Genomic DNA, 13,281 nt, shown 5'->3' on the forward strand with positions numbered 1-13,281 from the left:
GTTGTTGTAAGTTATTTTTTTACCCACTGCCCGTCAGCATTTTGAATTAAATGGCCTGATTGAGTTTTAGCCATAGACTTTTCACCCGCTAACATCGTGACTTGTTGCATAGTGATTTTATTTTTTCGTGCTAGGTTTAGGTAAATATCTTTCCGCTTTTTATTTACCATTTCAACCAACTCATTTACTTCAGCGCTTGCAACGACTACACCTAAATAACCGTTAGACATTTCACCGACAAGGCCTTGCTGCTTGGCTTGATCAAGAGTGACAGCCCAAGCTGAAAATGCCATGGTAGAGGCAATAATCACTAGGCTTACTTTTCTAATTGAGTGCTTTATTAATTTATTCATTGTTGCTCCTAAAAGATATCACTATCGTCACTGAAAATATCATCAAGTTCTTTATCTACTTTAACTCGAATCTCATGATCAATTTTTAAATTCAAGTTAATCGTAATTGGCTCTTTAGCACTTACTTCAACTTTATGAGTGCAAGCAGTAAATAACAAAACTGCCAGCAATGGTGCCAGTATTTTAACCATAAATATTCCTTAATTATTTTGTTCTTAAACCCTTGATAATTTTGCTTTCAAAATCCTCAGTAATATTGAGTGATTCGATTAACCCTAATAAATCATAGCTAAGATTTAAATTCAAATTTACATCGTTATCCAAATCTGGATTTCGGCCCTTAATGGCTGTATCTAATAACATATAGCCGTCATTAGCCATTGAAACATCAGACGACAGGTGGTGATAGTGCAAATTTTCCAAAGCATCAAACGCCAGCTTTAATTCAGTGCTGCTGGCTTTGAGTTCTTCAACCGCAGGGTTATTATAAACTTGGATAATACCATCACCGACATTTTTTAAGCTACCGCCATTAATGAGAAAATTTTCACCATCATAGTGAATGGGAAACAGCCCTGAGACTCTTCCTGTCACGACTATACCTTGCTTTTTATCCAGCTCGAGTAGCTTTTCTAAATCTATTTTAGTGAGTGCCACTTTCACAGGCAGGTTTGTCCTAAAAGGCCACTGCACTTGCGGTATAGCAAAACGTCCACCTAATAAGTGTCCGTGAAGGTTGTGTGCAAATAACTGTAGACTACCTGCTGAAAAATCAATAAAGGTACTTGTTGAAAAGTTCTTAATGGGAGTAGCGGTTTCAATCTTAGCAATAGTCAGATCAGGTGATAGCTGAGTCTGGTTAGGCATTGATTTGATCTTGCCATCTTGTATTGTCAGCTTATGCTGCCAATTAAACTCTTGTAGCCAAGTACCATCGACTTCCCCGGTAACATCTTGCACTATTAGCTCGAGAATCATGGGGTTAGCTAATAGATTTTCATTATTGTTAAATTGACCACTTAAGTGATAATCGATATTGCCATCAATGAGCTTTAACTCAACAGGTAGGTTTAACTTTAAAGCTAATAAATCGGTAAGCAAGACATCTTGGGCCGAAACAATCACACTTGGATGTTCCAACGCACCCGTTATGTTGGCGGTTGCAATAGGGATGTCATCGGCAATCACTTCTGTTTTTACCGCTAACTCTTCCATAGTACCACTGAGCTTTGTAGCTAACTCAAGTTTATTAATTTTGACGATAGTGGGATAATTAAGCTGCTTGATCTGACTTTTAACATCGAGTGAAAACATTACCGCGACATTCTGTTTTAGCTGCTGTAGATTTTCATTTTTAGCAATCGACACGTTACCTTGCCAATGACTGCTTAATGATTTCAAGCTAGCTTGAGTTTCAAAAGTTGGCTGTTGAGTTTTTCCTAGTGCTATCATCGCTGACTGATTAGAAGGCAAACTTAACTGAGCCAATTCGAATGCTGTTCCCTCGGCAAGTGTTAACTGCCAACTGTCGCTGCTCTGCTTCACTCCTCCAATAATACTTAGTTTTACTGGCTGTCTGCCATAAGGATGTAATTGTGCAATGCTTGCTTGGCCTGTCAGTAATAACTTAGCTTTTTGTAAATTCATTGTTAACACTGGTTCGTCGTTAAAAGTAAAGCCTACATTGCTTAACGATAGCTTTATTGGACCGTGTAAATTTCTACTAGAGATGTCGACACTATCACCGGTCAAGGTTTGCTGACTAAAATCAATTGTTAGCTTCGCTGATGGCTTAACGTTCAAGGTATTAATGGCATTATCTCTGAGCACATTTATTATCTGCTGGTCAACGGCTTGCGCTGTCAGTAGCGCAAGTAGTTTTTCTGAATTAAAAGCTAGCTGTATATTATTATCTTGATAGTTTTTACCATTCTTCGTCTTAGCATTTTTTTTCTTATCGACGTGAGTAAAGTCAAATTGTAAAGTTTCCCCCACTAATACGGCTTGCCACGATAACGTTGTCTCTAGCTCAATAGGTCCAAATGGAGAAGAACCTTGCGATAATTCAAGAGAAAAATTCGTCATTTGGTTGGTCAAGTGCAATGTATTTTGCTGCCAATCAAGTTGACTGTTAAGTTTCCCCTCAGCAGACCAATCATCATTAAGTAACAACGCTGAAATACTATGAGGAAAAACCATCTGATGTCTAACAAGAAAAGGTCTTAGTAGAGCTAAATCAGTGGCTAAACTAGCACTGATATCCTCACCACTTTTCGTCAACGCCAATGCAAGTACACTATCATGCTTTGGGTTAACTAAAGAAAAGGCAAGTTGTTGATCATGGAGTAGAAGATGACCTCGATAGGTCTGATTTTCGGTTTTTTTATTGCTGCTAAAAGTCTGGTAGTAAACCGTTTGAATATCAATATTAATTGGCATTGATAACAATGAAAGATCATGTAGTTGCTTTCTAATGAATAAAGGCAATTCACTTGGTTTTATGTTGTTTGAAGCAGAACTTCCAGAGAATTGGAAATCACTCTTAGCGCGTACTCTAGCTAGCTCAACATTTATCGATGAAATGGCATCTAAGAGATTATCTACGTCTATTTTGTTGGGGTCGAATCGCCACTCAATCAGGCTATTAATTAATTCTATTTCCACATCAGGAGAATCAATACATAAGCGGGTGATCAGCAAATCAAAGTCGTTATTTACTTCAAAATCAATGCAGCTTAACGCACTATTATACTGGCTTAGATAATCATTGACGAGTGATGTTACCACTGAGCTTCGACTATAAAATACCGCACTGAATGTGATAACAAAGACTAAGCATGTGACTAAGGTAAATTTAAACAACCGCAAAATAATCCCTTGCCTTAAAAATAACTGTGAAATAGCGTATATCCATTACCCTATAAGTACTCAAATTTAGTAGAGAGTATAATAACATTCGCTGAAGTCAATTGTACGACGAATTAAGTCACCCAGACATAACACCCTAAATAGATTACCTATACGATAACTTAATATATTGGTTCACTTTATCATTATTCAGTCGTTGTGGAGATAACCGATCAACTATTTCTAATGCCTCATGCACTTTACTGAGCCCTATTTTGTCATCTAAAGGTAATTTTTCAAATGACTCATCATTGATCGTTTCTTTTAGCAGCGCTAATGCCTCCTTAAGAGAAGTTTCAAAATCAGTATGCTGTTTCTGTTCTTCGACATTCGTCAAGATTGCTTTTGCGCTAGTTAACGCCCCTGTTAAAGCAATGATTGTTTCACTTTCTGTGACTTCTTCGTCACTGTCGCTATTCTCATCACTATCATCTTTATTTAAGCGCTCAATAAAGTCGCCAAGAAAATTAGTTAATGTGGTCGTCGACGAGATCTCATGCGATTCGTTAGTGGTACCTTCCGCTGAAGTACCGGTTAACGTGGCATATTCCCCCTTGGAAATAAGTCCAAATTGGTATAATTTTTCTTTTAATGCGCCGACATCATCAAACGTTAGCTCCGCACCGCTAAAAAATTCACTGCTAATAGCATTAATTCTTTGCGCTCTGCTTGATAAATACAAACTGTTATCAACAGCAGCAGGTTCTTCACTTTTAACACTGCTTTCTGCATATTTTTCAGTAATAGCTTGTATTTCAGTAGTATTTTGCTGACTTACAGTTGAGTTACTATTAAAAGTGGCGCTATATAGCCCTAGGTTAGTGATCATTTGGTAAATACCGTAATAAATTGACAGTTTTATTACGAGCAATTTATATACCAATTACAGAAGTTATTTTAATGACACTGACCTTAGTAGACCTTTGTTGACTCAACCGTGACACTACCTCGTATGCTTTACTCAGTCATACAAAAAACCACTTAAAAATAGTATTTAAGTGGTTTCTTTTCTAACTCACAATATCAACTGAAAAGTAATGAGTACGGTTTTATCTGATCATTCATCAATAAATTAACTCTATAGTCCAAAGTGGATTAGACATCTTGACGAATAAGGTAATCAAAAGCACCTAAGGCGGCATTTGCGCCACTGCCCATCGCAATAATAATTTGTTTATACGGACTATTGGTAACATCACCTGCGGCAAAGACTCCTGCAATACAGGTTTCACCTTGACTGCCGGCAATAATTTCACCACGATTAGTTAACTCTATTTCACCCTGTAAAAACTCAGTATTTGGCATTAAACCTATTTGCACAAAAATACCTGCCAATGCCAATGAATGTTGTTCCGTTGTATCTCGGTCAGTATAACTTAAGCTGGTCACACGTTTGCCATCACCCTGCACTTCTGTGGTTTGTGCATTAGTAATAATCGTGACATTGCTTAATGAATTAGCTTTTTTAACTAATACATCATCTGCACGTAACGTGTCGGCAAATTCTAATACTGTCACATGCTCTACAATCCCTGCTAAATCAATAGCAGCTTCAATGCCTGAGTTACCGCCACCAATAACGGCTACGGGTTTGCCTTTAAACAGTGGTCCGTCGCAATGAGGACAATAAGCAACACCTTTACCACGATATTCATTTTCGCCAGGTACATTCATTTCTCTCCAACGAGCACCCGTTGCCAACACTACTGATTTACTTTTTAACACTGCGCCATTTTCTAAGCTAACCTCAACGAGGCCCGTTCTTTCATTGCGTTTCACTTTATTCGCTTTATTACTGTTCATGATATCTACATCATATTCACGCACATGCTCTTCCAAGCTGGCGACCAGTTTTGGTCCTTGTGTCGCTTTAACTGAAATAAAGTTTTCAATCGACATGGTATCACTAACCTGACCGCCAAACCTGTCCGCAACTAAGCCGGTATTAATACCTTTACGTGCAGCATAAATTGCTGCGGCAGCACCAGCAGGCCCACCACCAACAACTAAAAAGTCATAAGTCTCTTTATTTTCTAATGCTTTAGCTTGGCGAGCACCAGCATTTTTATCTACTTTATTCAATATATCAGTTAAGGAAACACGGCCTTGACTAAATGATTCACCATTTAAATATACACTGGGCACTGCCATCACATCACGGTCAAATACTTCCGTTTGAAATAGCGCACCATCAATCATGGTATGTTTTATATTGGGGTTAATCGTTGCCATCATATTTAAGGCTTGCACAACATCCGGACAATTCTGACAACTTAATGAAATATAGGTTTCGAAAACAAAATCCCCTTCCAGGTTGCGTACTTGTTCTATTTGATCGGCCTCAATTTTTAACGGATGTGAACCACTGTGCAATAACGCCATTACTAATGAGGTAAATTCATGTCCCATGGGTAAACCTGCAAAACGTATTTCGCTATTGCTAGCAACACTGCGTACTAACATAGATGGCAGTCGTTCATTGGCTGTTTTTTCTGTGTTATTACCATTAATTTTGGTAATTAACGGTGATAATTCAGCAATTTGTGTCGCTAGTTGAGCAAGTTCTTTTGCCTTAGGGCTTTCATCAGTAAAGGTAATTAGCTCAACTGGTGTTTTTAAGTTATCTAAATAACCCTTTAATTGCGTTTGTAAATTTGTATCTAACATAATGACCTCTGAGAATATTTGATGGAAAGTGGAAAGTAATAAGGGAAAGGAACTTTAGATTTGCTACTAATTAGCAAGTGCGAAACATCCTTATTCCGCCGAAATTTGACTTTAGATTTGAATTAAATGCTTTCTGCTCAAGGCGCGAGGGCTGTAGCATAGCTTGCCTATGTGAAGCGCTCGTAACGCAGAGCAGTAAGCATTTAAACGAATCTAAGGAAAATTTGACTAATCCTAATTTAGATTTTGCCTACTAGGTCTAAAGAAGGAGCTAACGTTTCAGCACCTGGTTGCCAAGCAGCAGGACAAACTTCACCGTCATGTTCGGCAACATATTGAGCTGCTTTAACTTTACGCAGTAATTCTGAGGCACTTCGACCTATGCCTAAATCATGTACTTCCGCAACTTTAATTTCGCCTTCAGGGTTAATCACAAACGTACCACGTAGTGCTAAACCATCTTCTTCAATCATGACACCAAAGTTACGTGTAATTGCACCTGTTGGGTCACCAATCATTGGGTATTTAATTTTATTGATGGTATCTGAAGTATCGTGCCATGCTTTATGTGTAAAGTGGGTATCGGTTGATACTGAGTACACTTCAACACCCATTTTTTGTAACTCTTCATAATGGTCTGCCATGTCACCTAATTCGGTCGGACAGACAAAAGTGAAATCAGCAGGGTAGAAGAAAAATACTGACCATTTATCAGCAAGATCTTTTTCACTTAATTCAACAAACTCACCATTGTGAAAAGCAGTCGCGTTAAAAGGTAATAATTTAGTATTAATGATTGATTGGTTCATTATTGATTCCCGTTGTTTAATAAAAGTTAAGTATTTAAAAAGCTAAAATGAAACGTTCATATACTTCGTTTCGTTGAAGACGGGATTATAATAAAATGAACAGTATGATTAGGATAATCGATAGTATTTATCAAATAGATAGGAAAAAGCTATTAACAAAAATAATGAGTAAGATCTCTATAGCTCTGTGGTTAGCTTATGAAGTTTAGAAAGGTCTAAAAACAAAAAAACATCAATCATGACAATTGATGTTTTTATAATTAACTTACTAAGTATACATTAAAACGATTTCTTCGTTTTACGAGCAGCCAAACCTAAAAGGCCGATACTTAATATAGCAATAGTTGATGGCTCTGGTACTGAAACAGCTGAGAAGTTTGCTACCTCAGTTGTATGACCATCTCTCAATTGACCATACACTAGAATTGAAGCTGCACCACCATTTTCCCAGAACAATAAATCAAAAGATGTCATGCCCGTATCAGCAAAAGTCTTCCAACCACTATTTCTTAAGCCAGTGTTAGAGTCATACGTATATAGGCTATCACCGCCTAAATTAACCTCTATGCCATCATCATGGAAAAATTGTAATCCTGAATATAATGAAGTATCGATCATACCTGAAGCTGTTAATACAAATGTATTATTATGTCCTCCAGGGAAAGCCGAAGCACCATGGTGGCCCCAATCACTAAAGAAAATATTATCGCTGATAATAGATGTATCTGCCGAAATAGCGCTGTCAATAACAGACTGTGATTGTGCAATACTAGAGAGATTTGAGTTACTTTCGTAAATATTAATAAGTGTTGCATTGGCATTTAACGCTAATAATAGAGTTAGTGCCCCTAAAATGATTCTTTTCATTACTGCTATGTCCCTTGGGTTACTGTCTGTAGTCTGATGCTAAGTTGTACTTCACAAACTTTTAGCAACGATCATGCCACGATATACTTATTAAATATAAACAATAAGTTAGTGATATTTAAATGCAACTAAATAGCGTCGATGTAAAATATCAGGACACTTATTTTGTGTCAGAAATTGAGTACTTTAGCACGAAATACAAACCTAGCTTCAGTAAAGTTTTTCTAATTTAGTTAATAATATCTTTAATTGATTTTCTAACACTGGCTACTATCGCTCTAACGCATTGCATCCGTGAATAATTAGGTCTGATCACCAAAGAAATGCCACGTACAGGCACTGGTTCCTTAAACGGGCCATAATGAATCGTATCACTCGCTAAATTACCTTGCGCAGCAAGCGCAGGTAATAATGTGATGCCCATACCACTGGCCACCATATGACGTAACGTTTCTAAACTTGTCGCTTGAAAACTATTATCTTCTTTAGCGCCCGCAGAAAAACAATACCCCATGGCTTGATCTTTAAGGCAATGTCCATCTGCTAAGGTAAGGATTTTCTCATTATGTAAATCAGAAAGCGTTAACTCTTTTTTATGGGCAAGTCGATGATTTTTTGGCGTTGCCAGCATCAATGGTTCATCAAATAATTGGTATGATTCGAATTTTTCCATTTCTTCAAGATATGGTAAAATTAACACATCTAATTTACCTTCATCCAATTGCTGCAGTAACACCTTGGTCTGGTTTTCATGAAGAAAGAAGTTAATGTTGGGTAATGCGGTATTAAGCTCTGCCATGATATGTGGTAACAAATATGGTGCTAAAGTGGGTATCAAACCAAGATGTAAATCACCGGCAAATGGGTCAAGCAAGGCTTTAGCACAAGATTCAAATTGTCCTGCGGCTTGTAATACCTTTCGCGCTTCTTGAACTAACTGCTCCCCAGCAGGTGTTAACATAACATTGCGGCGATGACGCTCAACCAGTTGCAGCCCTAATTGCTCTTCAAGCTTCATTAATTGGCCACTTAGCGTTGGTTGACTTACAAAGCAAGACTGTGCCGCTTTGCCAAAGTGCTTGTGTTTATCAATAGCGGTTAAATATTCTAAATCGCGCAGCTTAATCATAGTTAAAGCCTATCCTTTAATAAAAAAACAGAGTCTTTGACTATGGTAATAGGATCACGTGATGAAAGCGAGTTTCAAGACGTATGAAAGTATAAATGTTGCCAAAGATTTACCTTGTTCTGGTATGCGACTAATTACCTACTCAACCAGTACTAACTCACTGCGAGCCAAATACCGACAGCGATCATCAAACTACCAGCAATACGATTCATCCATTTGACGTTATCACCGCGACTTAAAAACAAGCGTAAACTCTTACCACCCGAAGCGTAAGCCATCATGCTAGTGAATTCGGTAAATATGATAACGGCTAATAAAACCAGTAATTGTGGCGCTACTGCGCGATCGACATTAATAAAAGGAGGTAGCAAGGAAATCATAAAAGCCCAGCCCTTCGGGTTCGCAATCGCGGTGACAAGCCCTTGCGTGAATAAAGAATAACGGCTGACATCGCTTGGCTTATTATCACCGATTGACATCTTCCCTTTCGAATGCCACATATTAACGCCTATGTACGCTAGATATGCCCCACCCACCCATTTCAATACGTCGAACACGTCAGGATAATTAAGCATGATACCAGCAACGCCAAAAACAGCAGCTATAGCTACAAGAGCAACACCAATGAGTTCACCGATCATCATCCACATAGTGCGACGAACACCAATGCTCATACCGAGCGTCATTGCTAATGTCATGCACATACCGGGTGTGATTGAGACAAAAAAGAAGGTAGGAATAAAAACAGCAAGAGCAGCTACATCAGGCATTTGATTCACTTTTAAGTTAATGACAGGAGAATTCGGAAACACTGTACCAATAAAATGCATCATTGATTAGAAAATAATGATGAATAAACGAAATTAAAAGACTAAATACAGTATGTCCACAGCGTAACCGTGATATTAAATTTTACTGGGAATGACAAAAGTGCTGATTGCTATTAAATAAAAAGGAGAGAGAATAGAATTAATGCAGAAATGAATAATTACCGTGAGGAGCATGTGCCCCTCGCTAGTAATAAATAGTATTGCTTAACGTAAAAGCGTAAACCAACCCATCACCATAGGTAATAGTGGCATAGCAAACATTGCCACAAGGATCATTGCTAAGTGCTTGAAAGAGGCTGGATCTTTAAAATCTTCTTCATGGTGAGACATGGTCTAGTTTCCTGTACTGCGGTTAAACAACTAAAATATGGCGCGGATTCTAGCCGATATCGTTATTGATAGACAGAAAAACTTGATCTAGATCAAAGATTACAACAGCAAAACACTAAAAATAGAGTCACTAATCTTCGCATAACCAATAACTTACCAAGCAGAATTTTTTGCTATTCTATTTTGTTATTTGATATTTAGTATTTGATTAATCATCTTTAAAGATACCCACATAAGTCGCTTGGTTTGAAGATTTACTTGCTCTATACATACCTTTAGTATTGAACGGAAGGCTGATATTGCCTTTAGTATCGATGATGATCACACCGCCCGTACCGCCAACAGGCATGAGTACATCATGAATCACTTCTTTACCTGCTTGTTCAATACTCTTACCTTGGTATTGCACTCTGGCACAAATATCTGCCGCAACATTATAACGGATGAAATATTCACCGTGACCCGTCGCTGATACAGCACAAGATCTATTATCCGCAAAAGTACCTGCACCAATTACAGGGGAGTCACCAATTCTACCAAAACGCTTGCTAGTCATTCCACCCGTCGATGTTCCACTTGAGATATTTCCATTTTTATCAAGAGCGACAGCACCAACAGTTCCAACCTTGTATTCCACTTCTAATGCATTATGAGCAGCTTGGTAGTCTTTATTTTGTTGCTTCGCTTTTTCCATTTTAAACTTGGCGCGTTGCAATGATTTGTATCTATGCTCAGTATCAAATATTTTATTATCCACCAGCTCAACACCTTGAGTCTTAGCAAATTCTTCTGCACCTTCACCGCTAAGCATTACATGGACTGACTCTTCCATCACTAAACGAGCAAGGTTTATCGGGTTCTCAATGTGCTTTACACCAGCTACAGCTCCAGCTTGGCGATTTTTTCCATACATAATTGAAGCATCCATCTCATGGGTTTCATTATATGTATAAACAGCACCTTTACCTGCATTAAAAAATGGTGAATTCTCTAGAATTTTAATTGCCGTGGTAACCGCATCAAGGCTGTTACCACCTTGATCTAATACCGTATAGCCAGCTTCTACTGCTTCTTTTAGCTTTGCTCTATACGCTTTTTCTTTTTCTGGTGTAAAGCGGTTTTTCTCAATCGTTCCTGCACCACCGTGAATAGCAATTGCAAAAGGAACATCCTTTGCAAAAGCATTATTAACCATGGCTGATAAACATAAACCCGTTAATATCAGTAACAATTTTTTCATTATTTTTCCTCATCATTTTTAGTCAGCAAATCTTAGGCAATTAATCTAACGGCTGTTCAACTTATAGTAATCAAAGAAGTTATCGATTAAATCATGACAATACTTGCGATAACATAAGCTATAAGTGTTAACGCACCACCAACTAAAGCATAAGGCATTTGGGTTTTAACATGCTCAAGTAAGTCACAACCTGACGCGATAGCTGAAACACAGGTTGTATCAGAAATTGGTGAGCAATGATCTCCGAAGATACCGCCACCAAGAATAGCAGCAATGACGAGTGAAGGTGGTAAGCCAAGTGCTTGAATTAAGGGTACGCCAATAGGGATCAAAATGGCAAAAGTACCCCATGAAGTTCCCGTACTAAATGAAATAACAGCACCCGCAATAAATAACATAGGCACAACAAGAATTAAGGGTAAATACTCTCCGACAATGCCAGCAATGAAATAACCTGTGCCGAGTTCTTTCAAACTAGCGCCAAGGGTCAATGACAATAATACTATCGTTACTAACGGCAGTAATTCGCCAATACCTTTAAATCCTATATCCACTAGCTGTTGATGTTCAAATCGTTTAGAGAAACGCAATAAAAAGTAGCTAACCGCCAAGCCTAAACACGTGGCATAAAGTACCGACTTACTGCCATCACCTTGTGTAATATCACCCTGACCACTCCAGTACATAAAGAAAAACATACCGAAGACCATCGTCAATAAGGGAACCAACATGTAACGTGCTTTAGTGGCTGGTACCATACTTTCTTGTAATATGGCTTGTGATACGGTTTGTTGTGAGCTCGACTTTTGAGGCATCTTCGAATGCAAAGCTAACTCTGCCTTTTTCATTGGTCCATGTACTCTATCCGTTACCACGGTATAAACCACCATAAGCAAAGCGATGATAGCGTAGAAATTAAAAGCCACTGATCCCCATAAAATAGACACTGATGATTGTCCTAGCTCATAGTTATTCAATAGCGCTAGCACATAGGCACCCCAACCATTTAGCAGTACTAATATACATACTGGTGCGCTGGTACTGTCGATTATATAGGCTAAGCGTGCACGACTCATTTTGAACCTATCGAATAAATCACGAGACAAAATACCGGCGGTTAATACACTAAGATTGGATTCGATAAAAATAACCATGCCGGTGAACATAGTTAAACTGCCTACTTGTCGTTTACTTTTGGCAATACCGTTATGTACTAATTTTTCTACTGTTGCAGTAACACCACCTGAGTCCCTAACATAAGCCAACAAAGCGCCTATCAGTAAACTGAAAATCAAAATGCGTGCATTTCCACCTGAAGAAACCACATGAATAACACGTTCAAGTGAACCAACAAAACCATAAAAAATAACATTGTTATGGTGCTGAAATGCTAATAATAACTCAGAAACAAATACCGCGGTAAGTAAAGCAAGAATGACTTCTTTTTTCCAAATAACAATAATAATAGCGACCAAAGGAGGTAGCACAGACAACCATTCCATAAAAAACCTTAATGCATGAGTTTGATAACGAGTTCAAATAGTTTAAAGATATTCATTCTAATCGTTTACTTGGTAATAGTTGCGCAGTGTGGCAAATACCTAAGTCAGATTCAATCTATTTAACCTGAACGCTATATAAAGGCTGTTTGCCATCTTACTAAAACAACAAAACTAAAGTCTCTAGTGCCTTATGCATGTTGCAATTTATTGAGTTATCTAAATAAAAAGATATTACAACACTCACTATTTATTAAGACATCAATAAATCAAAACATTAACTTGGGATAAGGTGTGAATGACTGAGGACAGGTTATTTACTGAATGAAAATAAAAACCCGGCAGGATATTAATCTGCCGGGTTTCTAATTAATTGTTAAAGATAGATTTAAAAACCGTTAATAGTAATCATCTTCTTTATTGTGCGCTTGTGGATCTTCAATAATATCGCTGATGTTAACTTCAAAGTTATCATTACTATTGCAATCAACCATATAAATCGTATGTGTTGAGCCATCAACCCAAGTAACAGTACCGCTGCCTTTCTTACTGCCACATTTCATACCAATATGAATATCTTTAAACTCCATAAGCCCTCCTCGACACTAACTTCCAAGGTGTGCTGAGTTAGACTTCAGCACACCAAGTCA

Annotated in this window: 13 protein-coding genes; all 13 read right to left on the minus strand. The window is 37.9% G+C overall.

Features of this window, described 5'->3' with window-relative positions; genetic code table 11:
• Positions 1-11 precede the first annotated feature (11 nt).
• Positions 12-353, minus strand: coding sequence for a YdbL family protein (locus ND2E_RS18060; RefSeq protein WP_033092408.1), 342 nt, complete (start codon positions 351-353; stop codon positions 12-14).
• An 8-nt stretch (positions 354-361) separates the two neighbouring features.
• Complete coding sequence (locus tag ND2E_RS18055) at positions 362-544, minus strand: YnbE family lipoprotein (RefSeq protein WP_033092409.1); 183 nt, start codon at positions 542-544, stop codon at positions 362-364.
• A 13-nt stretch (positions 545-557) separates the two neighbouring features.
• On the minus strand, positions 558-3,221 hold the full coding sequence (locus ND2E_RS18050) for a YdbH domain-containing protein (protein WP_033092410.1): 2,664 nt from the start codon (positions 3,219-3,221) through the stop codon (positions 558-560).
• A 145-nt stretch (positions 3,222-3,366) separates the two neighbouring features.
• Positions 3,367-4,089, minus strand: coding sequence for a hypothetical protein (locus tag ND2E_RS18045; protein ID WP_033092411.1), 723 nt, complete (start codon positions 4,087-4,089; stop codon positions 3,367-3,369).
• 266 nt (positions 4,090-4,355) lie between these two features.
• Complete coding sequence (gene ahpF / locus ND2E_RS18040; protein ID WP_033092412.1) at positions 4,356-5,927, minus strand: alkyl hydroperoxide reductase subunit F; 1,572 nt, start codon at positions 5,925-5,927, stop codon at positions 4,356-4,358.
• A gap of 239 nt (positions 5,928-6,166) precedes the next feature.
• Positions 6,167-6,736: an alkyl hydroperoxide reductase subunit C gene (gene ahpC, locus ND2E_RS18035; RefSeq protein ID WP_033092413.1), complete on the minus strand. Its 570-nt coding sequence runs from the start codon at positions 6,734-6,736 to the stop codon at positions 6,167-6,169.
• A gap of 279 nt (positions 6,737-7,015) precedes the next feature.
• Positions 7,016-7,603 carry a PEP-CTERM sorting domain-containing protein gene (locus ND2E_RS18030; RefSeq protein ID WP_033092414.1) on the minus strand — a complete coding sequence of 196 codons (588 nt, stop codon included), beginning with the start codon at positions 7,601-7,603 and terminating at the stop codon, positions 7,016-7,018.
• A 229-nt stretch (positions 7,604-7,832) separates the two neighbouring features.
• Positions 7,833-8,732 carry a DNA-binding transcriptional regulator OxyR gene (gene oxyR / locus ND2E_RS18025; RefSeq protein WP_052056228.1) on the minus strand — a complete coding sequence of 300 codons (900 nt, stop codon included), beginning with the start codon at positions 8,730-8,732 and terminating at the stop codon, positions 7,833-7,835.
• A 152-nt stretch (positions 8,733-8,884) separates the two neighbouring features.
• Positions 8,885-9,502, minus strand: a complete 618-nt coding sequence (locus ND2E_RS18020; RefSeq protein WP_033092415.1) for a LysE family translocator — start codon at positions 9,500-9,502, stop codon at positions 8,885-8,887.
• Positions 9,503-9,766: 264 nt separating this feature from the next.
• The gene (locus ND2E_RS23460; protein ID WP_263281869.1) at positions 9,767-9,892 is read right to left on the minus strand and encodes a hypothetical protein; all 126 of its coding nucleotides are present in this window, start codon (positions 9,890-9,892) and stop codon (positions 9,767-9,769) included.
• Positions 9,893-10,100: 208 nt separating this feature from the next.
• Entirely contained in the window at positions 10,101-11,132 is a 1,032-nt protein-coding gene (locus ND2E_RS18015) for an isoaspartyl peptidase/L-asparaginase family protein (RefSeq protein ID WP_033092416.1), read from the minus strand.
• 86 nt (positions 11,133-11,218) lie between these two features.
• The gene (locus ND2E_RS18010; RefSeq protein ID WP_033092417.1) at positions 11,219-12,634 is read right to left on the minus strand and encodes a Na+/H+ antiporter NhaC family protein; all 1,416 of its coding nucleotides are present in this window, start codon (positions 12,632-12,634) and stop codon (positions 11,219-11,221) included.
• A 395-nt stretch (positions 12,635-13,029) separates the two neighbouring features.
• Positions 13,030-13,221 (minus strand): hypothetical protein, encoded by a 192-nt coding sequence (locus ND2E_RS18005; RefSeq protein WP_033092418.1) that lies wholly within the window; start codon positions 13,219-13,221, stop codon positions 13,030-13,032.
• Between the last annotated feature and the right edge of the window lie 60 nt (positions 13,222-13,281).

The sequence above is a fragment of the Colwellia psychrerythraea genome, from assembly GCF_000764225.1.
In the GTDB taxonomy this organism is placed as follows: Bacteria; Pseudomonadota; Gammaproteobacteria; order Enterobacterales; family Alteromonadaceae; genus Colwellia; species Colwellia psychrerythraea_D.